Annotated in this window: 18 protein-coding genes; 14 read left to right on the top strand and 4 right to left on the bottom strand. The window is 55.2% G+C overall.

Annotated features, from left to right (window positions below; all coding sequences use genetic code 11):
- Window positions 1–16: 16 nt before the first annotated feature.
- The 3 genes from CMN55_RS15420 to CMN55_RS15410 are packed head-to-tail and all read right to left on the bottom strand — an operon-like array spanning window position 17 to window position 2473.
- The gene (locus tag CMN55_RS15420) at window positions 17–1072 is read right to left on the bottom strand and encodes a 4-oxalomesaconate tautomerase (protein WP_293950906.1); all 1056 of its coding nucleotides are present in this window, start codon (window positions 1070–1072) and stop codon (window positions 17–19) included.
- On the bottom strand, window positions 1065–1736 hold the full coding sequence (locus CMN55_RS15415; RefSeq protein WP_293950904.1) for a 4-carboxy-4-hydroxy-2-oxoadipate aldolase/oxaloacetate decarboxylase: 672 nt from the start codon (window positions 1734–1736) through the stop codon (window positions 1065–1067). Before CMN55_RS15415 ends, CMN55_RS15420 begins: the two co-directional genes overlap by 8 nt.
- Complete coding sequence (locus CMN55_RS15410) at window positions 1736–2473, bottom strand: PIG-L deacetylase family protein (protein ID WP_293950902.1); 738 nt, start codon at window positions 2471–2473, stop codon at window positions 1736–1738. Before CMN55_RS15410 ends, CMN55_RS15415 begins: the two co-directional genes overlap by 1 nt.
- A 155-nt stretch (window positions 2474–2628) precedes the next feature.
- Between CMN55_RS15410 and CMN55_RS15405 the strand changes: the two genes are divergently transcribed.
- From CMN55_RS15405 to CMN55_RS15385, 5 genes are all read left to right on the top strand, one after another.
- A complete protein-coding gene (locus CMN55_RS15405) occupies window positions 2629–3846 on the top strand; it encodes a LysR family transcriptional regulator (protein WP_293950900.1) in 1218 nt (405 codons plus the stop codon).
- A 119-nt stretch (window positions 3847–3965) separates the two neighbouring features.
- Window positions 3966–4886 (top strand): NAD(P)-dependent oxidoreductase, encoded by a 921-nt coding sequence (locus tag CMN55_RS15400; protein ID WP_293950898.1) that lies wholly within the window; start codon window positions 3966–3968, stop codon window positions 4884–4886.
- Between the two features lies 1 nt (window position 4887).
- Complete coding sequence (locus CMN55_RS15395; protein WP_293950896.1) at window positions 4888–5835, top strand: Gfo/Idh/MocA family oxidoreductase; 948 nt, start codon at window positions 4888–4890, stop codon at window positions 5833–5835.
- Between the two features lie 80 nt (window positions 5836–5915).
- Window positions 5916–7133: an MFS transporter gene (locus CMN55_RS15390; RefSeq protein WP_293950894.1), complete on the top strand. Its 1218-nt coding sequence runs from the start codon at window positions 5916–5918 to the stop codon at window positions 7131–7133.
- A gap of 297 nt (window positions 7134–7430) precedes the next feature.
- The gene (locus CMN55_RS15385) at window positions 7431–10883 is read left to right on the top strand and encodes a VWA domain-containing protein (protein WP_293950892.1); all 3453 of its coding nucleotides are present in this window, start codon (window positions 7431–7433) and stop codon (window positions 10881–10883) included.
- 709 nt (window positions 10884–11592) lie between these two features.
- Here CMN55_RS15385 and CMN55_RS17340 read toward each other — a convergent pair.
- Complete coding sequence (locus CMN55_RS17340) at window positions 11593–13209, bottom strand: helix-turn-helix domain-containing protein (RefSeq protein WP_366932093.1); 1617 nt, start codon at window positions 13207–13209, stop codon at window positions 11593–11595.
- Window positions 13210–13409: 200 nt separating this feature from the next.
- On the opposite strand from CMN55_RS17340, the gene CMN55_RS15380 reads away from it, so the two are divergent.
- The 9 genes from CMN55_RS15380 (at window position 13410) to CMN55_RS15340 (ending at window position 24251) form a co-directional block, all read left to right on the top strand.
- Window positions 13410–14762: an ABC transporter substrate-binding protein gene (locus CMN55_RS15380; RefSeq protein ID WP_293950890.1), complete on the top strand. Its 1353-nt coding sequence runs from the start codon at window positions 13410–13412 to the stop codon at window positions 14760–14762.
- Window positions 14763–14870: 108 nt separating this feature from the next.
- Window positions 14871–15887 carry a branched-chain amino acid ABC transporter permease gene (locus CMN55_RS15375; protein ID WP_293950888.1) on the top strand — a complete coding sequence of 339 codons (1017 nt, stop codon included), beginning with the start codon at window positions 14871–14873 and terminating at the stop codon, window positions 15885–15887.
- Window positions 15880–17040 (top strand): branched-chain amino acid ABC transporter permease, encoded by a 1161-nt coding sequence (locus CMN55_RS15370; protein ID WP_293950886.1) that lies wholly within the window; start codon window positions 15880–15882, stop codon window positions 17038–17040. The genes CMN55_RS15375 and CMN55_RS15370 overlap by 8 nt, the downstream gene beginning before the upstream one ends.
- 11 nt (window positions 17041–17051) lie before the next feature.
- Window positions 17052–17810 carry an ABC transporter ATP-binding protein gene (locus CMN55_RS15365; RefSeq protein WP_293950884.1) on the top strand — a complete coding sequence of 253 codons (759 nt, stop codon included), beginning with the start codon at window positions 17052–17054 and terminating at the stop codon, window positions 17808–17810.
- Window positions 17810–18559, top strand: a complete 750-nt coding sequence (locus tag CMN55_RS15360; protein ID WP_293950882.1) for an ABC transporter ATP-binding protein — start codon at window positions 17810–17812, stop codon at window positions 18557–18559. Before CMN55_RS15365 ends, CMN55_RS15360 begins: the two co-directional genes overlap by 1 nt.
- Before the next feature lie 126 nt (window positions 18560–18685).
- On the top strand, window positions 18686–20626 hold the full coding sequence (gene acs, locus CMN55_RS15355; RefSeq protein WP_293950880.1) for an acetate--CoA ligase: 1941 nt from the start codon (window positions 18686–18688) through the stop codon (window positions 20624–20626).
- A gap of 178 nt (window positions 20627–20804) precedes the next feature.
- Window positions 20805–21203 (top strand): response regulator transcription factor, encoded by a 399-nt coding sequence (locus CMN55_RS15350; RefSeq protein ID WP_293950878.1) that lies wholly within the window; start codon window positions 20805–20807, stop codon window positions 21201–21203.
- A gap of 25 nt (window positions 21204–21228) precedes the next feature.
- The gene (locus tag CMN55_RS15345) at window positions 21229–21501 is read left to right on the top strand and encodes a hypothetical protein (protein WP_293950876.1); all 273 of its coding nucleotides are present in this window, start codon (window positions 21229–21231) and stop codon (window positions 21499–21501) included.
- Window positions 21501–24251: a sensor histidine kinase gene (locus CMN55_RS15340; protein ID WP_293950874.1), complete on the top strand. Its 2751-nt coding sequence runs from the start codon at window positions 21501–21503 to the stop codon at window positions 24249–24251. Before CMN55_RS15345 ends, CMN55_RS15340 begins: the two co-directional genes overlap by 1 nt.
- The last annotated feature ends 2 nt before the right edge of the window (window positions 24252–24253 follow it).

Raw genomic sequence — 24253 nt, 5'->3', positions numbered from 1 at the left:
TGTATTCTCTCGTTCTTTATCGGCCGAAAACCACGCCGTCAAAAAGTTTGCGGGCCGTCCGCAGGATGGCGGCACTCATCACCTCTCCCTTGTCATTCATGTCGAGGACGACGGTTGTCTCCCCAATCGGATGTTCGATTTGCAGGGATTTTTGACGACCTTCGGGAATGACGGCGAGGTCCGAGGCGGGGGAGCCTTCAAGTGCGGCAGCGGTCGCCACCGTCACCGCGCCCAGCACGCCGATGGAGGCGTGGCAACGATGTGGGATAAAGGTCCGGGTGGAAATGGCGCCACCGTTCATCGGGCCGCTTACCATGCACATTTTGGGCACTGTCTTGTTCGTGACATCGCCCAGATTCATCATTGGCCCGGCTTGCAGGCGGATGGATTCCAGGCGCTTTTTTAAGGGCTCATTCGCCTCCAGCTCTTCGCGTGTTTCACGGCCCGTAATCCCCATATCCGTGGCGCGCATGATCACTGAAGGCATCCCGTTATCGATCATTGTTACCTCAACGCCATCAATCACATCGCAAGCGTTTCCGGTTGGCAGAAGCGCGCCGCAGGTGGAGCCAGCGGTTTCCGTAAAGGTAATCGGGATGGGCGCGGCGGCCCCCGGAACGCCGTCTATCGTTGCCTCACCTCTATAGGATACGGCTCCGTTCGGTGTCGGGACACGGGCAATGGCGGTCTGGCCTGTATTCTCCATATAGATCGTTACGTCGGTCTCCTCTCCCTTGATGGGAACCAGGCCGCGCTCGATTGCGAAGGGCCCAATACCGGCCAGGATATTGCCGCAATTTTGCGAATCCGAGACAATGGCCTGATCGACGACGACCTGAAGAAAAAGGTAATCCACATCAACACCCTCGCGGGCCGAGGGGCGGATCACTGCAACTTTGGAGGTGAGCGGATCGGCGCCGCCCATGCCGTCGATCTGTCGCGGATCGGGTGAACCCATGACCTGCAACAGAAAGGCGTCCCGCGTCGCCTTGTCCGGGGGCAGGTCACTTTCCAGGAAATATCCACCTTTCGAGGTGCCGCCCCGCATCCACATGCAGGGCGCGCTAGACATATTTGAGGCCCTTTTCCTTGAGACGCTCCCGCATTTTGTACATGTCGAGGCCAAGCTCTCCGGCGGCAAGCCGTTTACGCTTTTCCTCTTCATTCTTGAGACGCGCTTCCGCCTTATCGGCGATGTCGGCCGCTTCCTCTCGGCGGACGACGCAGACCCCGTCATCATCCGCGACGATCACGTCACCGGGATTGACAAGTTCGCCGGCGCAGACGACGGGGATATTGACCGAACCGAGAGTTTCCTTCACGGTTCCCTGTGCAGATATGGCTTTTGACCAGACGGGAAATTTCATCGCGGTCAGATTGCGGATATCACGCACGCCCGCATCAATCACCAGACCGACACCGCCACGCGCCTGCATGGAAGTGGCCAGCAGATCGCCGAAATAACCGGCGTCGGAGGGGGATGTCGGCGCAAGAACGAGAATGTCGCCGGGTTTCACCTGCTCGATTGCGACATGGACCATCCAGTTGTCAGCAGGCGGAGCGGAGATGGTAACGGCAGAAGCGGCAACTGATGCGCCAGAATAAATCGGCCGCATGTAGGCCGCGAGTAGGCCCTTGCGCCCCTGCGCCTCATGAACGGTAGCTACGCCGCAGGCCGCAAGACGTTTTATAATCGTGGCATCCGCCCGCTCGATATTCTGGACAACGATACCCATCAGAGTTCATCCACGGTGCGCGGATAGATGGACTGGAACCCTTCCGCATAGCGCGCCGGGCGACCGCCGGCCTGCCCGCCGGAATTGCGACGGAAATGATTGCCCCGGTTTTCCGCAACATTGGTGTAGTAATCCCACAGATGCTCCTGCCCCTGCATGCATTCGATGGCGGCGCGCTTTTTATCCCAGACCGAAGTGATATCCAGAAAAACATCCGGCTTCCATCCCATCTGCTCCGTTTGGTGTGGCTCGAACAGGTAAAGCTGCGGCGCTCCTAAAACCTTCTGCCCCGGATTATGGCCCCAGGCCTGCGCGATCATCCGGCATTCCATGGCCAGCGTGGTGGCGAAGCTGTGATCCGTATTGTAAGGATCATACTGCGAATGGCTCAGCATGAAGTTTGGCTGTACCTTGCGGATCAGATCGACCAGTTTAAACTTGTCATCGCGGGTTACTTCCAACGGGTAATCCCCGAGATCGAAAAACACGATGTCATGTGCATCAAGCGCTTTTGCAGCATTTTCCGCCTCAATCCGGCGGGCCTTTTTTACTGCTTCAAGCGTCATACCGCCTTCCTGCTTCCAGAGTTTGGCGCTTTCCCCACGCTCCCCGAATGAGAGGCAGGCAATCGTCACGTCATAGCCTTTTTCCTCATGCAGGGCGATGGCCCCGGCGCAGCGCCAGACAAAATCGGCGGCATGGGCGCTGATGACAAGGGCGGTTTTTTGATCAGACATTCAGGACTCCTCGCTGCCGGATAGCCTGTTGAAATCGACTAATTCCCAATTTTACCATGTTCCGTCACCGCTGATTTTGCTATTTCAAATTGACATTTGTGATATAACTTTTTTCTATAGTCCAGAAAGTTTTCAGCAAGAAGTAATGTGTTTTTATGATCAATATGGCTCCCAATCTGCGGCATTTGCGCGCCTTTTGTGTCGTCGCGGCGCATCAGAGCATCAGCCGCGCATCGGAGGAGGTGTTCCTTTCTCAACCTGCGATCACGCAGGCGATTGCCAAGTTGGAGCAGTCTCTGGATGTAGAGCTCTTTACCCGGCGAACAGATGGCGTTTTTATCACGGATGCGGGGCAGCTTTATCTGACACGGGTTGAACGGGCGCAGGAATTTATCCGGACCGGGATTGATGAAGCGCGCAAAATGGCGCAGGTCAGGAATGGCAGGAGCTTTGCAAATCTGGATCAGCTTGTCTCCGGTGTGCAGCTTCGGGCCTTGATTGCCATTGCAAAAACGGGAAATTTCAGTCTTGCGGCGCGCCTTGTCGGAATCTCTCAACCATCTCTTTACCGGGCCGCGCGGGATCTGGAACGATTGTCGACACTCATGCTTTTTCGCAAGACAGGGCAGGGGATTGAATTGACGCCCGGCGCCGAAATCTGGGCCCGCTATGCCCAGCTTGCCTTTGCTGAACTGCAGCAGGGGCAGATGGAAATCAGGTCATATAAAGGCGTTGACAGCAGCCGGATCGTTATCGGGACAATGCCGCTTGCGCGCACTTACATTCTTCCCTCCGCCATTACCCATATTACCCGCTTGCGCCCGAATGTGGAAATCAGTGTGATTGACGGGCGTTATGAAGATCTTCTGCATGGCCTTCGCTATAGCGAGATTGACATCCTTATCGGAGCTTTGCGTAACCCGCCTCCAATCGATGATGTGCAGGAGGAGGCCATATTCGATGATGAGCTGGCGCTTATTGTCCGGGCCGACCATCCGTTGACCCGGAAGGAGAAGGTCAGCATGGAGGATTTAACACGCTATCCTTGGATCACGCCGCGGGAGGGCTCCCCCACCCGGACTATATTTGAAGGGCTTTTTACGAACAGGCATTCCGCTCGCCCGAAAAGCATTGTTGAGGCAAGTTCGCTTGTCCTGATCCGCAGATTGCTGATGGATAGTGACCGGATCACGCTTATCTCCAGCCATCAAACACGTCATGAACAGGAGATGGGCCTGCTTGTGCCCCTGCCATTCGATCTTGGCGATACGCGGCGGCCCATTGGCCTGACAACACGGCGGGACTGGCATCCGACGGCAACGCAGCTTGAATTTCTGGAGGCGTTGCGTGTTGCAGGCCGGAGCCTGATGTAAGTACTTTAGGGAAGGCGTCTTATTCAATATTTGAATAAGCAGACGGGGTTTTTTAATTTCCCGCCCCCCGCACAGACGGTTAGGTAAGGTTGGGGTGATACAGCTACAGGCAGGAGAGAATGACACAGCCCGGAAACATTGCTTTTGTCGGATTTGGTGAGGCCGCCATGGCTTTCGTTCGAGGCTGGCGCAAGGCAGGCAATCCCCCGGCGGCAATGCAGATAACTGCATATGACCTAAAAACCGCACATGACGATCCGGTAGTCAGGCAGTCAAAGCTGGATGACTATGCCTCTCTTGCAGTAGACGGCACGAAGAGTTTGCAGGCGGCCCTGAAGGCGGCGGATATCATCTTTTCCCTCGTCACGGCGGATCAGGCCGCCGCCGCAGCGAAGGCGGTCTCGATGCATCTGGAGCGGGGCAGCCTTTATCTGGATTGCAATTCCTGTGCGCCGGGAACGAAACGCCGGTCGGCTGTCAGGATTGAGGCGGCAGGTGGGCGTTATGTGGATGTTGCCGTGATGGCGCCGGTCTATCCGAAAATGCATGAGACTCCCTTGCTGATTTCCGGCCCGCATGTGGCGGCGGCCCTTGAGGTGTTTAACCAGCTTGGCATGAGCGCGCAAATTTATGAAGGGGATGTGGGCGGCGCGTCTTCTGTCAAGATGATCCGCAGTATCATGATGAAAGGGATGGAGGCGCTGTTCGCCGAATGCGTTCTTGCCGGTCGCAGGGCGGGCGTTGACGAGACGGTGCTTGCCTCCCTCGATGTCACCTATCCGGGGTTCGATTTTCCGTTTCGCGCCGCCTATAATTTCGAACGCATGATGAGACATGGCCGCCGGCGGGCGGAGGAGATGAAAGAGGTGGCCCTGACTGTCGAGGAGTTGGGCTTGCCGAACGGCATGTCCGCAGCGACAGTCGAATGGCAGCAGCTGATCGGTAATCTACAACTGCAGGCGGGCGACGATAACTATCAAAGCCGGGCTGATGCATTGCTCGCCCGGATCAACGCGACAAGCAAAGAACAGGAGAGGTGAAATGCGGGTTTGTGTGGCAGGCGCGGCGGGCGCCTTCGGTCAAAAACATCTGGATGCTATCGCCAAAATAGAGGGGGTTGAAGTGACCTCCATCGTCGGGCGGGAAGCGGATAGCACCAAAGCGGCGGCAGAGGCGCGTGGTATCGGGCACTGGACGCTTGATCTGTCGGAAAGCCTATCCCGTCAGGATGTGGATTGCGTCATTCTTTCCACCCCGACGCAGATGCATGCCGCGCAGGCCATCCAGTCACTGGAAGCAGGCAAACATGTGCTTGTTGAGATCCCGATGGCGGATAATCTTGCGGATTCGCAGCGCCTGGTCGATGTGCAGAAGCAGACAGGGCTGATTGCCATGGCCGGGCATGTCCGCCGCTTCAACCCCAGCCACCAATGGATTCACAACCGGATCAAAGCCGGAGAACTCAATCTGCAACAGCTTGATGTGCAGACCTACTTTTTCCGGCGCACCAATACGAATGCGCTTGGTAAGCCACGGAGCTGGACCGACCATCTGCTGTGGCATCATGCCTGCCATACTGTGGATCTGTTTCAGTATCAGACAGGAGCCGCAGCCACGCAGGTTTACGGGCTGGAAGGCCCGATCCATCCGGAGCTTGGCATTGCACTTGACATGAGCATCGGCATGAAATCCCCGGGTGGCGCGCTCTGTACCCTGTCGCTTTCTTTCAATAATGACGGGCCGCTCGGCACCTTTTTCCGCTATATTTGCGATAACGGAACCTATATCGCTCGCTATGACGATCTTGTCGATGGTTATGACAACCCGATCGATCTTTCCGGTGTTGCCGTGTCCAGCAATGGCATTGAGCTGATTGACCGCGAATTTTTTGCGGCCATTCGCGACGGGCGTGAACCGAACTCTTCCGTCGCACAGTGCCTGCCCGCCATGGAAACGCTGGACCGGATTGAAAAAAGCTTTATCGCCTGATGGATATTCGCCGGGGCCAACTTGACTCGGGGAAATACATATGACGCAATGGCCAGCGTTTTTATCTGCTGGTTAGTATCATGTTGCATTTTCAGGGAACCCTGTTGTTTGTCCGTCAGGAATGGCGGTTTCTGCTGTTTGGCTTTCTACTCGCCTTCTGGTCCGGGCCCGGCCAGACCTATGTGATCTCGGTTATTGGCGGCGAAATACGCGCGGCATTCCTTCTGACAAACAGTGAATTTGGCCTGATCTACACGCTCGCCACACTGGTGTGCGCCGCGCTCCTCTGGAAAGCAGGGCCGCTTGTTGATTATTTGCCTCTCAAAAGTATCACAATGAAGATCGGCCTGATGATGGTGGCCGCGCTGCTGGCGTTCGGGTTTGTAGAGGGGCCGATTTCGCTTTTTTTCGGGATCATTGCCATCAGATTTCTGGGGCAGGGAATGATGACGCATATTGCGCTTACTTCCATGGCGCGGCGTTATGAAGCCGAGCGGGGCAGGGCCGTTGCGATTGCGGCGCTGGGTATTCCGTTGGGGCTGGCGGTCTATCCGCCTCTTATTGCTGTGGCGCTCGGGTTTGTTGATTGGCGGTTTATCTGGCCTGGAATGGCAGTGCTGCTGGCCATTACCCTGTTGCCCGCTATCCCGTTTCTTGTTCGTGCGTCCTCAAGGCAGGAAGAGGGGCGGGTAGAAGCGGACGATATCGAAATAAATGATATAAAACACTGGACGCGGCGGGAAGTTCTGCGCGATGTCAGGTTATATTTATTGGCGCCGTCGATCATGATTCCGGCGGCTGTGATTACCGGGTTTTTCTTTCATCAGGTCTATCTGGTGGAAACCAAAGGCTGGAATTTTGACGTGTGGGCGCTTTCTTTTTCAGCCTTTGCTCTGGCACATATTGCGGGTAGCGTCAGCCTCGGTTTTCTTGTGGATATGGTGGGGGCAAGGCGGCTCGCCCCTTTCATTCTGATGCCCATGGCTATTGGCATTATGCTTTTCGCCTATGTCCCGTCAGTGACATTTGCCGGGGTCATTATGTTTTGTCTCGGGTTTGGGTCTGGCGCGGTTGGCCCGGTTCTCTCTACTCTCTGGGCTGAAATCTATGGTACCCGGCATTTGGGAAGTATCCGCTCCGTCGTCGAGGTGGCCACGGTATTCGGATCGGCATTGGGACCTGTTTTTATGGGTCTGGCGCTTGATCAAGGTCTGTCCGTGTACTTTATCGCCAGTGTTTCGGCCGGCATCGCGGTGATGGCAGCCATTCTGGCGAAAACTGCGTTGATCGCCCGTTGACGAATTGTTGTGTGATGCTGGGGGAATAGAAATCTGCCCCTCATGGATATCACTCAACCTTTCATCATGGGCGGTATCCTGCATTCAGGTGATCGGGGGCATGGGAAAATATTTAAAATTTTACTAATTTTTTCAGATTATACCCCGTTTAGGGGATGTGAGGCAGGGCGCGCGCAAGTACTGTTCATTTAAATTGGATAATTTTACAGACAAAATAATTGAATTTGGCTATTTTTTTGCGGGTTAGGTGCGAAGGCCGGGCCGCAGTAATAGTAATTTCAGTGGAGTATGGCAAAAATGGCGACGTCAAACGGTAACAAAGTCATGGGCGCGGAAAAGGCGGCCAATGCAGAAATTATTGTTGAGGTTACTCCCGGAAAAACAATCAGGCTGCCGGTTGAGTCCCTTGATGGCGTTCAGTTTGTCCAGGAAGCAGGAAATCTTCTGGTTATCCCGGCCGATGGCGGCGAACCAATCCTGTTGCAGGATTTTTTGACACTGGCGCAGACGGAAAATCCGCCAAAAATTGAACTTGAAAATGGCGATATTGTCGAGATCGGTGAAATTACGCCGCTGGTGCAGGGTTATGCGCTGAGCGATATTGAACCGGAAGCGGGCAATGAAATCAGCGACGGTGGCGGCGCCAGTTTTCGCAGCTATCAAGAGGGAGGCATCGGCGATCCGCTTGGAATTAATGGTTTGCTGCCGCCGACCGACCTTGCGTTTTCGCGGGATCAGGTCGAAGAGATTATCGGTGTAAATCAAACGGCGCCGGGCTTTGGTGCGCCTTTTCCGCCGGGACCTGACCCGGATCCCGACCCGACGCCGCCGGGCGGCAGCACGACAGTTTCCTATGTGACGGATATGGGTGCGGCCGGTATGCGCGCCGGTGGCTTTGAAGATTGGCAGCCTGCGCAGAATACCGGTGACACGACGGTCCGTCCGATGCAGATGACCGTCAATTTTACCCCCGAGAATGACGAGCAGGTCACGGATATTGAAATTTCCGGGTTTCCCCCGGGCACGCGCTTCTTTGTTGGCGGGACAGCGCCCGGCAATGAAGTGGATGTGACGGGGGGGAGTACGACGGTTGCGGCCCCTGGTGGCAGCCTGCCCCCGATGTATGTCTTGCCACCTGCTGACAGCGACGGCGATATATCCCTGACCGTTGTAACCAATTTTGCCAACGGAGACGGCGATACCGGTTCGACGACGACAACGGAAACAGCCGTTATTGATGCGGTTGCCGATCTGCCGACGATCAGCGGTGGCGATGCCAGCGGACTGGAAGATACGCCGATCACAATTCCGCCAATCACTGTCGGTGCGACAGATACAGATGGTTCGGAGGCATTGACAGTGATGCTGAGCGGTGTTCCGGCGGGCGCAATTCTGACCGATGGCGTCAATCTGTTCAATGGTGATGGCACGGATGTGGATATCAGTGACTGGGATCTTTCTACTCTCACCATCACGCCGCCCGCCGATGATGATACGGATTTTACGCTGACAGTGACGGCGACCTCGACGGAGGCCGCGACGGTTGCGGGCGGCGGCGAAATCACGGACGATAATAACAGCGCGACCTCGACCCTCACGATTGATATCATCGTTGATCCGGTTTCGGATACGCCGAGTGTTACCGTGTCCGACGCGGCGGGCAAGGAAGATCTGGGCGTTGCCGCAGACCAGATCGATGCGGTGGGCGCGCCCCCGACTGGCGATATTCCGCTCACCATCAATCTGACGACGGGCGAAGGCGGAACCGAAGATGGCTGGGTCATTCTGAGCGGGTATCCGGCGGGTATTACTTTCTCAGTCGGAAGCGCCGATGCTGATGGCTGGCGCGTAGAGCGGGCGGACCTTGCGTCTCTTGCGATCACGGGCCTGCCCGAAGATAGCGATGAGGATTTCACGATCACCGTTACACCCTATTCGCAGGACGGGCCGGCAACCCCGGCCGCAGGAAGTGCGGGTACAATCAATGTTGTCATTGACGCAGTTGCAGATCTGCCCACGCTGACGTTGAACGGAGGCGCAGGCAATGCCGCTGTCAGCGGCGATGAGAATACAGCGATTGACCTGCCGGACATCGCGGCGACCTTGCAGGATGCGGACGGCTCGGAAACCCTTGGTATCTCGATCAGCGGCCTGCCGTCCGGCGCGACACTTTCCGACGGGGTCAACAGCTTTATCGGCGATGGCAACGACGTGGATATTACCGGCTGGGATCTTGCCAACCTCACAGTAACATCCGCCACGGATGATGACAGCGACTTCACCCTGACCGTAACGACAACGGCAACGGAGGGGGCGACAGTTGCGGGTGGCGGCGAAGTGACAGAGGCCGATAACAGCGCCAGCACCAGCTTCACCATTGATGTCACTGTCAATGATGTGACGATCCCGGTTGATGATGGTCCGACTGCAGTGGATGACGGCCCGGTTTTGATTGCCGAGCCGGCGGATACTCATGCGGTTTTTGTCATTGATACCTCTGCCAGCCTCAGCCAGGAGGATATCGCCCTGATGGAGGAGGCGCTTAAGAATCTGGCGACAACCCTGTTTGAGCGCAACCCGACCGGGACGGTAATCACCCTGATCGATTTTGATTCAGCGGCGCGATTTATTGGCGATGGCACTTTCTACACTTTGGATTCAGTTCTGGAGGCGCTGGATACGCTCGATACCCTGGAAGGCGGCGGCACCAACTATAAAGCAGCGCTCGACCTCACCCGCACGGTAGAGTTCGAGCCGGGCTTTGATCAGGAAATCTATTTCATTTCCGATGGCGTGCCGACACAAGGCAACACCCAGGGCGGTATTGATGATTTCAACAACTGGGTGACGAATGATTTGAATGACGCCAAAGTTTATGCCGTTGGGATCGGTACCGATGCGCAGAACAGCACGCATCTCGGCCAGATCGATAATACGCCGGACGACAACAACAACGATCCCGACCCGGGCGATCCCTATCTTTATGTCGATAGCCCGGCCGACCTTGAGGGAAGCCTGACACCGGATGCGAATAGTGTTTCGGGCAATGTTCTGGCGAATGATGTGTGGGGGACAGATCCGCAGGCGATCATACCGATCACCTCCATTACCTATAAAGGGATCGAATATGACCTTTCCGACGGAGCGGAATCTAACGTGACCGTCAATGGTAATATTCTGACGCTGGAGACGGACTTCGGCATTCTGGAAATGAACTTTGAAACGGGCGATTACAGCTATATCGCCAATACGGATGTGGCGAATTTCGAGACTGAAGAGTTTGGCTATACCATCAGCGATGATGACGGTTCGACCAGCTCGGCGGTTCTGAGTATTACAATCACGCCGGATGATACTTATATCGGTACCGGCGCATCCGAAGCCATTACCGGCAGCGGCGGAAATGATTATATCGCCGGTATGGGCGGGGATGACACCCTGTTCGGCGGCGATGGCGATGACCGTTTCGTCTATATGAACGCGAATACGGATGGCAATGACGTCATTCAGGATTTCGGCGCCAATGGCGATGCGGATGTTATTGATCTGACAGCGCTGTTCGATGATCTGGGCGTTGCTCCGGCGGACCGGGCGGATCATGTCGTCTTTTCCGAAGGCGGCGGAAACACGACCATTACCGTGACGGATGGCTCAGACACGCAGGTTTCCGGCTTCTCGATTGTCGTGGAGAATGCGTCGCTCGGCGCCTCGGATATTACGAATGGCAAGATTGTCGTCGACGAAAGCTGAACTCGTTGCTGACAGGAAGTGGNAAAAGGCCGCATNANTATTGCGGCCTTTTTCTTGTTCCGGCGCTGCTATATAGTCGTTATCATGGATTGCGATTTTCCATAAGCTTGTGGAATNACGGGTTTTCTACTGCATCAGGGGGTTAATTTGCGCAGCATTAAAAGTTTTATGATCGNCATTCTGGCGGNTCTNTTGATNGGCCCTGTGGATACGATGGCGGAGGATCTGAAAATCACCGCATTCAAGGGGAACTGGCGCGGCAATGCCGTCTCGGAAAGCGACNCAAGTGTCAACTTTCCCATNACCAGCCGGGATATCGATGTGCGTATTACGCCAAAAGACGGAGGGGATTTCGAAATCACCTGGCGGACGTTGCTGCGACAGAAAGGAACCCCTGNTAATCCNGANGAAACNTTGAAAGAGACGACATTGCTGTTTACCGGGGAAGAGGGNCGATCCAANTTCTGGCGTGCGGCNGNNNCNNGCGATGTTTTTGCGGGTGACCCNATTTCCTGGGCGNNACTTTCGAAGCAGACNCTGACNGTNTANATCNTGGCNATNAGTGACGCAGGNGANTANGANATGCAGGTGTACAAGCGGACGCTGAATGGCGTGAATATGGANCTTGAATTTACCGCCCTGCGNGACGGCGCGGTTCGCAGAACTGCAAANGGCCGACTGGTTCTGGACAGNTACTGAANCCTGNCTNTTAGAAATCNCCTATGCCNGGCGAGATATTGCGNCGCTGCGCCGGNGGCTGCCGNATTTGNGAGGGNGGCGGAGCCGCNCGATGGGCGCAGTTTTCCCGCTCGCATAACCGGCAGGTNATGCCCACCGGCATAACCGTTTTCGGNGANGATAAGTTNAGGCCNTCGGCGTAGATCAGNCGNTGTGCCTCGGCAATGTCGCATCCGATGCTGATGGCGTAATGCCGTTTCGGNTGGCCATANCCAAGACTGGGTTTCGTTACNGTGCGGGCGATGGNAAAATAACGGCTGCCATCCGGCATTTCGGATATCTGNGGNCANAGNAGGCCGGGCGTCAGAAAGGCCGAATGCAGAACCCAGCGNGGGCAGGAATTGCCGTANCGCGGGATATGCAGGCCCGANGCNCTGAANCGCTTCGAGATNTTTCCGGCAAGGTCNCTNCGNATAAGATGGAAGGGNACGCCGCTTCTGCCGGGGCGCATCANGGTGGTCAGGCGGTGGCAGATTTGTTCAAAACTGGCATCGAATTGCTGNTGCAGCAACTCGATATCNTANCGATGATCCTCTGCCGCGCGNTAAAAGAGATCATAGGGAAGCAGGACGGCCCCGGCGAAGTAGTTGGCGAGGGCNGCNGCNNCCTTTTGCCGGGCGGCATCCGTCGGCAATTCCGGGGCGNGGGCAANTTCTGCGAACAGGTCGGNGCAGACAAGNTGACCGCAGAGAAGCGCGAGGTGAAAATTCACACTCGATTGNGGCAATGACTTNGAAAGAATNNCCTGTCGGCTTTTCTCATCGAACAGGGNTGCTTCCGTATTATGTATATCGCGNGTNGCNAAATCGACCCGGACATCGTGAGTTTTCTGAAGATAGTCAATNAATTGCGNNGTGGAAAGCAGGTCNTGNCCGTNCAGCGTNTGACGGAAATCGGCGGCGGCNGATTCGATAGGAGCAAAGTAGTTGTTGCGGGCCTGAATGAAATCGGACACCGCTTCATTGGGGGACGGCATCCATGTNTTCCCGGTCAGGCCNCCCTCGTCGGTGGCCCCCANCATTTCATTGACCGTATCATTGAGNGCCGTGCTGTCTTTCAGCGCGATTTGCAGAAATTCCTTTCTCTCCCGCGCCCCGAGATCGTCGTTNTCATGCAGGATTTCGGTTGAAGAGACGATTGAGGTTACCAGNGTNCGCAGGCGAAAGGACGCNCTGGCGAAATGGACATCNTGCGACAGNCGTTCGCTCATCAGGCGTAATTCGGCCTGTGAATTTTTGAAGGCATCATAGGTCTTTTTAAACAGNGCGCTCAAAGNNGGGGATTCNGCCGCCATTTCNGCGATATCTTCNGGGGCAAATTCGTCATCGGCNTACAGCGGATCCTTGAGTGCATCCGATATTTCGCCGATCAGGTGCCCNTCTTCCTGGGGGGAGAANACGAGNGGGTCAACTTTCAAAATNCGGCTGACCTGTAATAAGAGAGAAACCGTNATATTGCGCCGGTTATTTTCCAGAAGNTTGAGGTAGCTGGCNGAAATCCCNAGNCTGTCGGCAAGCTCNGCCTGTGTCAGATTNCGCTCCTTNCGNAANTTTCTGAGGCGACTTCCGAACAGNGGATGCTTNGCCATNNNGATCCTGNTATTTACAAAATATTACATANTTACAAAATTTATTAGTAAANATTTACATAAAAAATGGCNGTTTTGCAACGACTTATTAGNAAAAANGNCAAAATTGTGAAANTTTTACAAACAGCAGGTATNGGCTCGTGAAAACAGGCGCGGGCTTCCTGTCCGGGGAGATCCAACATAATTATGGGAGACATTTCATGAGCGATTTCACGAAATCAGGCATGTCGCGCCGTGGTTTGCTGAAAGCGGGCGCCGTGGGCGGCCTGGTTGCGGCAACGCCGAGCTTTTTTATCCGGAATGCATGGGCAGAAGAGTTTCGCAACAACCCTGAAAAATCCGGTGAGTTGAAGCTCGGTTTCAACGTGCCGCAAACCGGCCCGTATGCCGATGAAGGAAACGATGAATTGCGAGCCTACATGCTGGCGGTCAAGCATCTGAATGGTGAAGGGGATGGCGGTATGCTGAATACTTTCAAGCCGTCCAACCTGACCGGCAAGGGCGTACTTGGCAAGAAGGTGACCTATTCAACTGGCGACACGCAGACCAAATCCGATGCGGCGCGGGCCTCGGCAAAGCGGATGATCGAAAAGGACGGTGTATTGATGATTACCGGGGGGTCGTCCTCGGGTGTGGCTGTGGCCGTGCAATCGCTCTGTCAGGAGCAGGGCATTATCTTCATGGCGGGGCTGACCCATTCCAATGATACGACAGGCAAGGACAAGCGGCGGTATGGGTTCCGTCACTTTTTCAATGCCTATATGTCGGGCAAGGCGCTGGCGCCGGTGCTGGAGAAGGAATATGGGAAGGATCGCCGCGCCTATCATCTGACGGCTGACTATACTTGGGGCTGGACGCAGGAAGAATCGATCAAAAATTCGACCGAAGCAATCGGCTGGGAAACCGTCGAGACGGTCAAGACGCCAGTTGGGGCCGGGGATTTCTCGCAATATATCACGCCGGTTCTGAATTCCGGGGCGGATGTTCTTATCCTGAATCATTATGGCAAGGATATGGTCAATTCGCTGACCCAGGCGGTTCAGTTCGGTCTGCGGGACAAACAAGCCAACGGCAAGAATTTCGAAATTGTCGTGCCGCTTTTCTCGCGTCTTATGGCGCGCGGCGCCGGTGATGCGGTGAAGGGCATCCTTGGAACGGCAAACTGGAACTGGTCGTTGCAGGATGAAGGCTCCAAGGCTTTTGTGCAGTCCTTCGGCGCCGAATATGGCGAGCCGCCGTCAATGGCCGCCCATACCTGCTACGTGCAGACACTGCTGTATGCAAATGCCTGTGAAATGGCGGGCACTTTCTATCCTCCGGAAGTTATCAAGGCGCTTGAAGGCTTCAATTTCGACGGCATGGGCAATGGCCCGACGCTTTATCGTGCGGAAGATCATCAATGCTTCAAGGACGTACTGGTCGTGCGCGGAAACGAGAACCCGAGCAGCCAGTTCGATATCCTGAAGGTGGTCGATATCACTCCACGTGCCCAGGTGGAGTATGATGCCTCCATCTTCGGTGGAGAGCTTGGGCCCTATGAAGTGAAGATGTAGTTTCTGTACATTTGAGTGCGGGTTGGCGGTTCAGGGAGGGCGTCAACCCGCCTTTTTTCCCGGCGGTAACTCCGGGATGCGTTCGATGGGGATTACGGGGTAGATTTCATGGATGCCATTTTTATTCAAATCCTGAACGGACTGGACAAAGGGGCGGCCTATGCGCTGATTGCGCTGGGCCTGACGTTGGTCTTTGGCACGCTCGGGATTGTGAACTTCGCCCATGGCGCGCTGTTCATGCTCGGCGCATTTTGTGCCGTCACCTTTCAGAAGCTGGTTACCCTCTCCGCCAAGGTGCGGGATGAAAGTATTACGGCCTTTGCGGCCTATAAGGAACAGCCCTATCTGGAAACATGGTTCGGGGAGGCTGGGCATGTCATCATCGACTATTCGGTGCCGCTATCAATTCTGTTAGCTATTCCTGTGATGTTGCTGATTGGCTATGTTATGGAACGCGGCCTTATCAAGCATTTCTATAAACGGCCACATGCCGAACAGATTCTGGTAACTTTCGGTCTTGCCATCGTTCTTCAGGAAATCATCAAGGCCTATTTCGGGGCTAATCCCATCCCGCAGCCCGCGCCTGAAATTTTGTCGGGCAGCGCCAATGTCGGTGCCTGGCTGGGGCTTGGCGACAATCTTGTTTATCCCTGGTGGCGGCTGATCTATTTCTGCTTTTCCGCGGTTGTTATTTTTTCGGTATTCGCCTTTTTGCAATTCACGACTTACGGCATGGTGGTGCGGGCCGGGATGCGGGATCGTGAAACAGTCGGCCTGCTCGGCATCAATATCGAGCGGCGCTTTACTGTCGTCTTCGCCATTGCGGCCATTGTCGCCGGTGTCGCGGGGGTAATGTATACGCCCATTCTGCCGCCCGACTATCATCTTGGCATGGATTTCCTCGTCCTCTCATTTGTGGTCGTGGTCGTGGGGGGAATGGGATCGCTGGGCGGTGCCGTGCTGGCCGGGTTCCTGCTTGGCGTGGTGCAGTCCTTCGCGTCAATGAATGAAGTGAAAGATATCTTCCCCGGCATTGACCAGATCATTCTCTACCTCGTTGCCGTTATTATTCTGCTGGTATTACCGCGTGGTCTGATGGGCCGGACAGGAGTTATGGATGACTGATATGATCAAGCCGTCCCTCAACGACACCCTTCTTGTCATCGTCTTTGCGGCCGCAATCCTGCTGATGCCGCTCTGGCTTGATCCGATCGGGGGCAATTATCCGGATTTGCTTCAGAAATTTGCCATCTATGGCATCTTCGCAATCGGTTTTAACATTCTCTTTGGCCTGACCGGCTATCTCTCTTTCGGTCACGCCGCCTTTCTCGGGGTTGGCTCCTACGCAGCGGTCTGGTCGTTCAAGCTATTGACCATGAATGTTATTCCGGCCGTGATATTCGGGGTCCTGTTCGCCGGCATACTGGCCGCGATCATCGGTTTTCTGAGCCTGCGGCGGTCGGGTATTTACTTCTCAATCCTGACGCTTGCCTTTGCGCAGATGTCCTACAATCTTGCCTATTCGGTTCTGACACCGATCACAAATGGCGAGACGGGATTGCAGCTCGCGGCGTCCGATCCGCGTATTCTGGACAGCATGTTTGCCAACGGACAGCCAAGTCTGGGACTGCCGAGCACGGATCTGTTCGGTGAAACCATGAGCGGTTATCCCGGTTTCTACTTCTGCGCGGTTCTTTTGATTATCTGCTTCTATGTGTCGCTACGGATTTTCCGCTCGCCATTCGGCCTCATGCTGAAAGGCATCAAGTCGAACCAGAACCGGATGAAATATACCGGCCTCAATACCCGGCCTTATATGCTGACCGCCTTTATCATTTCGGGCATGTATGCGGGACTCGCCGGAAGCCTGCTGGCGGTCACAGACCCGCTTGCCGGAGCGGAACGGATGCAATGGACAGCCTCGGGGGAAGTGGTGCTGATGACCATTCTTGGCGGGGCGGGCACGCTGGTCGGGCCGATGTTGGGGGCGGGACTGATCAAATATTTCGAAAATATATTCTCTTCCTTTGATAACAATGTGTTGCAGCAAGCCTTCTCCTTTCTCCCGGACAGTGTGACCGACATTCTCGTGCCGGTCGTCGGGCTGTTCGTCGGCAGTGGTTGGCATCTGACGCTTGGTCTGCTGTTTATGGTGATTGTGATTTTCCTGCCAGGTGGCCTGGTGGAAGGGTTCCGTCGCACTTATCGTTATTTCATATCTCGCGGCGCAAGATCGGACCGACAGTCGGTCGAGGCCCATAATCAGGCCGGGGAGTGAGAGGATACGTCATGAATGGTCTTGTTCTTCATCTGGATAACATCAACAAAAGTTTTGGCGGGCTAAGCGCACTTTCCGACATCAATCTGAATGTGGAGGAGGGGACGACACATGCGATTATCGGCCCAAACGGCGCAGGCAAATCAACACTTCTCAATGTCTGCATCGGCCGATTGAAGCCCGACACGGGTAAGGTCACATTCGCCGGTGAAGAGTTGACGGGGCGTGCGCCGCATGAGATTGCCCAGCTTGGCGTGGCGCGGGTATTCCAGACGCCCGAGATTTTTCAGGAAATGACCCTGCTTGAGAATGTCATGATCCCCGCCCTTTCACACCGCGATGGAGCTTTTCGTCTGAATGCGGGAAAACTGCTGTCCCGACAGACGGCAATCCGCGAGGAAGCGGAGCATATCCTTGAAGATGTTGGCCTCAAGGATATGATGCTGACAGAGGCGGGGAGCCTCAGCCGGGGGGATAAGCGACGGCTCGAACTCGGCATGTGCCTGATTTTGCAGCCGCGCCTGCTGCTGCTGGATGAGCCGACAGCCGGCATGTCCCGCCACGATACCAATCAGACCATTGAACTTCTGAAAAAAATCAAATCCCGGGGGATGACCAAGGTGATTATCGAGCATGACATGCATGTGGTGTTCAGCCTGGCCGATAAGGTCAGCGTGCTGGCTCGCGGTCAGGTTATTGCGGATGGCGACCCGCAAACGGTTCGCGAAAATCCGAAGGTCAAGGAAGCGTATCTGGGAGGTGCCCATTAATGTCCGAGACGATTGAAGAAAGAATCTCTGAAACCGCGGTGAAGAAACCTTATTTCAGTGTCAAAGACGTTCACGCCTATTATGGGGAATCCTATATTGTCCAGGGAGTGTCGTTCGATGTTGAGGAAGGGGACATCGTTGCCTTGCTCGGTCGTAACGGTGCGGGCAAGACATCCACCTTGCGGGCACTGGCCCGCGTTGACAGCCCCGCACTCAGGAAAGGGGAAATCTATCTCGGCGGAAAGCCGATCCACCCTCTCAAAGCCTATGAAGCGGCGCGCGAAGGTATTCAGCTTGTGCCGGAAGACCGGCGTATCATTGGTGGACTGACAGTTGAGGAAAACCTGATGCTATCACAGGTGGCGGAGCCGAAAGGATGGGAGATCGAACGGATTTACGATCACTTTCCAAGGCTTGGCGAGCGGCGCAATCAGGATGCGGTCACCATGTCCGGCGGGGAGCAGCAGATGCTGGCTGTTGCCCGGGCCCTTGCCCGGGAGGTGAAGCTGTTGTTTCTCGATGAACCCTATGAAGGGTTGGCGCCGGTCATTGTGCAGGAAATCGAAAAAATCCTGCTGGAGGTTAAAAAGCTCGGCATTACGACGATCATCGTCGAACAGAATGCCGTTGCGGCGCTTCAGCTTGCTGACAAAGCGCTGATCCTTGATATGGGGCAGATCGCCTTTCGCGGCACCGCGCAACAGGTGTTGGACGATCAGGAACTGCGGCATGAGTATCTGGCAATCTGACGCGAGATGAAAGCCCCACGGGCACAGCCCTCTTGTGTTTTGCATCATGGTGAGCTAGCAAATATCCTGATGATGTTGACTTCATAATAAGAATCAAATTGCTATCAGGGTGAAAGGACGGAGAGTATGTCTGCGAAGGATCTGTATCCGGTACCGGAAGAATTGGCGAAAACGGCCTGGGCCGACAAGGCGAGCTATCAGGCCATGTACCGCGCCTCGATCGAGGACCCTGCCGCCTTCTGGGGAGAGCATGGCAAGCGCATCGACTGGATCAAACCCTACACGCAGGTCAAGGATGTCTCCTACAATCAGGACGATCTGCATATCCGCTGGTATTACGACGGGACGCTGAATGTCAGCTATAACTGTCTGGACCGGCATCTTGAGACGCGCGGTGACAGCACGGCGATCATCTGGGAGGGCGACGATCCGAAAGATGATAAAAAGCTGACCTATCGGGAGCTGCATGCCGAGGTGTGCAAATTCGCCAATGTGCTGAAGGCGCAAGGGGTTAAGAAAGGCGATCGCGTTACCCTTTATATGCCGATGATTGTTGAGGCCGCCGTGGCGATGCTCGCCTGTGCCCGGATCGGCGCCGTTCATTCCGTTGTCTTCGGCGGCTTCTCGCCCGATGCGCTCGCGGGCCGTATTCAGGATTGCAAGTCCAATTGTGTGATCACGGCCGACGAAGGCATTCGCGGCGGCCGCGCCATTCCGCTCAAAGCCAATACGGATGAGGCGCTGGAGGATTGCCCCGACTGCACAACCTGTATTGTTGTGAAACGAACGGGCAACAAAGTGGGCTGGGTCGAGGGGCGCGATGTCTGGTATCACGAGGAAATGGCGAAGGTTGATGCGGATTGCCCGCCGGAGGAAATGAAAGCCGAAGACCCGCTGTTCATCCTATACACCTCCGGCTCGACAGGGCAGCCGAAGGGGGTTCTTCATACATCGGGTGGCTATATCGTTTATGCGGCCATGACGCATCGTTATGTGTTCGACTATCATGATGGAGACATATACTGGTGCACGGCCGATGTCGGCTGGGTGACGGGCCACAGCTATATTCTTTATGGTCCGCTCGCCAATGGCGCGACCACATTGATGTTCGAAGGCGTGCCGAACTATCCGACCGTCTCCCGTTTCTGGGAGGTGTGCGACAAGCATCAGGTCAATATTTTCTACACCGCGCCGACGGCGATCCGCGCGCTGATGCGCGAAGGGGATGAGCCGGTCAAAAAGACATCCCGTAAATCCATTCGTCTTCTGGGCTCTGTGGGGGAGCCAATCAATCCCGAAGCCTGGCGCTGGTATTATGATGTGGTGGGCGAGGGACGTTCCCCCATTGTCGATACCTGGTGGCAGACGGAAACAGGCGGCATTCTCATTTCCCCGTTGCCGGGCGCGACGGATCTGAAGCCGGGTTCTGCGACCCTTCCCTTCTTCGGGATTGAACCCTTGATGGTTGATAATGAGGGGAACGTGCTGGAGGGCGCCTGCGAGGGCATTCTCTGTATCAAGGATAGCTGGCCGGGCCAGATGCGGACGGTTTATGGTGATCATGAACGCTTTATCCAAACCTATTTTTCAAGTTTTCCGGGCCGTTATTTCACCGGTGATGGCGCGCGGCGGGATGAGGATGGCTATTATTGGATCACGGGCCGTGTGGATGACGTGATCAACGTGTCCGGACATCGCATGGGTACGGCGGAAGTTGAAAGCGCACTTGTCGCGCACGAAATGGTCGCGGAAGCGGCGGTAGTCGGGTATCCCCATGATATCAAGGGGCAGGGGATCTATGCCTATGTCACATTGACGGCCGGTGTGGAGGCAACGGAAGAGCTGCGCATAGAACTCGTTAAATGGGTTCGCCACGAAATCGGTCCGATTGCAACGCCGGATCTGATTCAGTGGGCGCCGGGGCTGCCGAAAACCCGTTCCGGCAAAATCATGCGCCGCATTCTCCGCAAAGTTGCCGAAAATGACTTCGGTAGTCTTGGTGACACCTCGACACTGGCGGAGCCGGCGGTGGTCGATGATTTGATCGCTAACCGCATGAACAAGTAACGATTGGAATGAGGCAGCCTGTCACGATGAGTCATGACATAATCCCCGTAAATGGGGTATGATCGGAGTGACAGGACGCCGAACAGGGAAGATGTCCGACGAAAAGAGCTTTTAAAAGCCGGATTACGCGCCAGTCATCGGCAGCTTCCCGTTCATATGGAAGGGAGCATATGACAAGATGACACCGACGGTGCTGGTGGTGGAGGACGAGCCCAATATTGTCCTGTCCCTGCAATTTATTCTGAAGCAGGCGGGATTTACGGTCAGGGTTGCGCGGGACGGGGAACAGGCGCTGCGGGCGATTGACGACTATGTGCCTGATCTGGTTCTCCTCGATATCATGTTGCCCAGACAGAACGGGTTTTCGGTTTGCGAGCAGATTCGCGTCAATCCGGCCTGCCGTAATGTCAAGATCATCATGCTGTCCGCCAAAAGCCGGGAGGCCGACAAGGAGCGGGCTCTCGCCCTGGGGGCGGATGAATTTGTCACCAAACCTTTTTCGACCCGCGAACTTGGCCGGATGGTCCGGGAAATAATATCCCCGGTAAAACCGGCCCGATCAGTCAATCCGAACTAAATTTTCAGGATAGAAAGGATAGGCGATGATCAGGACGGGACGGAAAAAGGAATGGTCGATCCTTCTGTTCGTTGTTTTTCTGATCGCTCTTCTCCCGCCTGTCATCATGATTTTTGATACTCCCCGGCGCCTGTTAGGAATCCCGATTATCTTTCTGTATCTCTTTACCGTCTGGGGCGCGGCGATTGCCTTGACGGCGCTCGGTGCGAAGCGCGGCAAAGGGAGAGAGACGGACACTCCTTTATCCGAGCAGGTCGCGGGAGAGCCGTCCCCGCCGCCAATACATGAGACAAGGTGATGTCGGGCGGGCTTGTCCTTACGGTTTCTATTCTTTACCTCGGGCTTTTGTTCGCGATTGCGCAATTTGTTGATCATCGGGCGGACAAGGGGCGGCCTTTTACCCGCAATCCATATGTCTATACCCTGTCGATTGCCGTCTTTTGTACGTCCTGGACCTTTTACGGAAGTGTCGGCCTCGCAGCGACGCGGGGCTTTGATTTCCTGCCCATCTATCTTGGGCCGACCCTGGTATTCGTGCTTTGGTCGGTCATCTGGATCAAGATCATCCGTATCTGTAAGCTGCACCGCATTACATCAATCGCCGATTTCATTGCCTCCCGCTATGGAAAGCGGGCGCGCCTTGGCGGCCTTGTCACCATCATCACGGTTGTCGGTACGACGCCCTACATATCACTGCAGCTTAAATCCATTGCCACAAGCTTTCGCATCCTGATCAGCTCCGCCGACGGGCAGCTTTTGCATGCAGCCAGTGATCCGATTTATTTTATTGATACGACACTGATCGTTGCGCTTACGCTTGCGCTCTTCGCCATTCTTTTCGGCACGCGTCACATTGACGCCAGCGAGCATCATGAAGGGCTGGTGGCGGCAATTGCCTTTGAATCCGTTGTGAAAATGGTGGCATTTCTGACAGTCGGATTTTTTGTAACCTATGGGCTGTATGGTGGTTTTACCGACCTTTTCGCGAAAGCTGCCGAAAACGGCCTCGACACGCTGTTCGCGGTGAATGCGGATGGAGACTACAGCCGGTGGATGACAATGACCATCCTGTCCATGGCCGCCATTATCTGTCTGCCGCGCCAGTTTTACATAACGGCCGTTGAAAATCCTGAAGAATCCTATCTGCGCAAGGCGACATGGCTGTTCCCGCTTTATCTGCTGGTGATCAATATCTTTGTGTTGCCGATTGCACTTGCGGGGCGGATCGCCTTTGATGGCGTCACGGCGGACGCGGATATGTTCATGCTGACATTGCCGTTGATCAATGATCAGGAGATGCTGGCGCTGATTGCTTTCGTGGGAGGGCTGTCCGCCGCCACTTCCATGGTGATCGTGGCGGCGATCGCGCTCAGTACCATGATCTGCAACGACCTGATCATGCCGCTTCTGCTGCGGGCGCGCTGGTTCAATATCAACAAGAATGACGACCTGACCGGTCTGCTTTTGACGATCCGCCGCATCAGTATTCTGGTGATCCTGTTTTTGGGGTATGTCTATTATTTATTCGCGAGCGAGAGCTATTCCCTCGTTACCATCGGGCTTGTGTCCTTTGCTGCGGCCGCCCAATTTGCCCCGGCGATTATCATCGGCATTTTCTGGAAAGGCGCATCCTATCATGGCGCGATGACCGGTTTGGCGCTTGGTTTCCTGATCTGGATATACACATTGCTGCTGCCCTCCTTTGCCCAGTCGGGCTGGTTACCCCTCAGTTTTATTGCAGAAGGCCCCTTTGGGATTGATTTTCTCAAACCCTATGCCCTGTTCGGTCTGGAGGGGTTTGACCGGCTGACCCATGCGCTGTTCTGGAGTATGCTGTTCAATATCGGGGCCCTGTGGCTGGTTTCCCTGCTGTCGCAGCAGACCGCGATCGAGCGTATTCAGGGGACGTTGTTTGTTGATGTCTTCGGCCATACGGATGATGAGCGTGACAGTCGCTATTGGCGAGGGTCGGCCACTGTTTCTGATTTGCAGCAGCTTGTCGGGCGGTTCGTCGGTGGCCAGCGCGCGGCCAAGGCTTTTGCCGAGTTTGCCGAAGAACGCAATCTCAACCTGAAACGCAATCAGTCCGCCGATGCCGCGCTACTTGATTTTGCCGAGAAGCTGCTGGCGGGCGCCATTGGCTCGGCAACGGCGCGGGTCATGGTGGGAACTGTCGTGAAGGGAGAGATTGTCGGTCTGGACGAAGTGTATCGAATTCTCGATGAGACCAGCCAGGTGATCGAATACAGCCATCGTCTGGAACAGAAATCGGCGGAATTGGAACAGGCGACGGCGCAGCTTCGCAATGCCAATGAACGGTTAAAGGAACTCGATTCTCTGAAAGATCATTTTCTTTCCATGGTCAGCCATGAATTGAGAACACCGTTGACGTCCTTGAGGGCGTTTGGCGAAATTCTCGTCGATAATCCGGAAGTTTCACGAGAGGAACGCGAACGCTTCCTGAATGTCATTGTCAAGGAAAGCTCCCGTCTGACCCGGCTTATCGACCAGCTTCTCGATCTCGCCCGGATGGAGGCGGGTGAGATGGATTGGTCCCTCGATGAGGTGGATGTGCGGTCAACGTTGCAGGAGGCTATGGCGGCGCTTGACGGGCTGGTACAGGAAAATGGCGTGGCTGTGCAGGTTGATATCCCGGACCATCTGCCCTGTGTCCGCGCCGATCGGGATCAGCTCATGCAGGTCATCATCAATCTGGTTTCCAATGCCATCAAATTCTGTGACAAATCGGAAGGGCGGATCGAGGTTTCGGTGAATGTCGCCGACAGCGAGTTGCAAATCAGTGTTGCCGATAATGGCCGGGGCATTCCCGATGATATGGAAGAACGGGTCTTTGAAAAATTTCACCAGTCTACCGGGCGGGGCGGAGACAAGCCGCAGGGATCGGGGCTTGGCCTTGCCATCTGCCGGGAAATCGTCACCTTCTTCGGAGGGCGGATCTGGGTTTCAAACAAAACGGAAGGCGGCGCTCTCTTTACCTTTACCTTACCGCATGCCGGTCTTGCAGAAATCTCATTATCCGCTGAATGATC

It is taken from the genome of Sneathiella sp., from assembly GCF_002694385.1.
Lineage (GTDB): Bacteria > Pseudomonadota > Alphaproteobacteria > Sneathiellales > Sneathiellaceae > Sneathiella.
The sequence above is the reverse complement of the archived record's forward strand: the minus strand, read 5'-3'. Positions and strand labels throughout refer to the sequence as shown.

What these genes read in the sequence shown, in the direction of transcription:
- CMN55_RS15395 (WP_293950896.1), top strand. Translation starts at nt 4,888, where the DNA reads ATGCGGGTTTGTGTGGCAGGCGCGGCGGGCGCCTTCGGTCAAAAACAT.
- CMN55_RS15405 (WP_293950900.1), top strand. Translation starts at nt 2,629, where the DNA reads ATGATCAATATGGCTCCCAATCTGCGGCATTTGCGCGCCTTTTGTGTC.
- CMN55_RS15380 (WP_293950890.1), top strand. Translation starts at nt 13,410, where the DNA reads ATGAGCGATTTCACGAAATCAGGCATGTCGCGCCGTGGTTTGCTGAAA.
- CMN55_RS15410 (WP_293950902.1), bottom strand. Translation starts at nt 2,473, where the DNA reads ATGTCTGATCAAAAAACCGCCCTTGTCATCAGCGCCCATGCCGCCGAT.
- CMN55_RS15360 (WP_293950882.1), top strand. Translation starts at nt 17,810, where the DNA reads ATGTCCGAGACGATTGAAGAAAGAATCTCTGAAACCGCGGTGAAGAAA.
- CMN55_RS15385 (WP_293950892.1), top strand. Translation starts at nt 7,431, where the DNA reads ATGGCGACGTCAAACGGTAACAAAGTCATGGGCGCGGAAAAGGCGGCC.
- CMN55_RS15370 (WP_293950886.1), top strand. Translation starts at nt 15,880, where the DNA reads ATGACTGATATGATCAAGCCGTCCCTCAACGACACCCTTCTTGTCATC.
- CMN55_RS15365 (WP_293950884.1), top strand. Translation starts at nt 17,052, where the DNA reads ATGAATGGTCTTGTTCTTCATCTGGATAACATCAACAAAAGTTTTGGC.
- acs (WP_293950880.1), top strand. Translation starts at nt 18,686, where the DNA reads ATGTCTGCGAAGGATCTGTATCCGGTACCGGAAGAATTGGCGAAAACG.
- CMN55_RS15390 (WP_293950894.1), top strand. Translation starts at nt 5,916, where the DNA reads ATGTTGCATTTTCAGGGAACCCTGTTGTTTGTCCGTCAGGAATGGCGG.
- CMN55_RS15340 (WP_293950874.1), top strand. Translation starts at nt 21,501, where the DNA reads ATGTCGGGCGGGCTTGTCCTTACGGTTTCTATTCTTTACCTCGGGCTT.
- CMN55_RS15345 (WP_293950876.1), top strand. Translation starts at nt 21,229, where the DNA reads ATGATCAGGACGGGACGGAAAAAGGAATGGTCGATCCTTCTGTTCGTT.
- CMN55_RS15375 (WP_293950888.1), top strand. Translation starts at nt 14,871, where the DNA reads ATGGATGCCATTTTTATTCAAATCCTGAACGGACTGGACAAAGGGGCG.
- CMN55_RS15350 (WP_293950878.1), top strand. Translation starts at nt 20,805, where the DNA reads ATGACACCGACGGTGCTGGTGGTGGAGGACGAGCCCAATATTGTCCTG.
- CMN55_RS15400 (WP_293950898.1), top strand. Translation starts at nt 3,966, where the DNA reads ATGACACAGCCCGGAAACATTGCTTTTGTCGGATTTGGTGAGGCCGCC.
- CMN55_RS15415 (WP_293950904.1), bottom strand. Translation starts at nt 1,736, where the DNA reads ATGGGTATCGTTGTCCAGAATATCGAGCGGGCGGATGCCACGATTATA.
- CMN55_RS15420 (WP_293950906.1), bottom strand. Translation starts at nt 1,072, where the DNA reads ATGTCTAGCGCGCCCTGCATGTGGATGCGGGGCGGCACCTCGAAAGGT.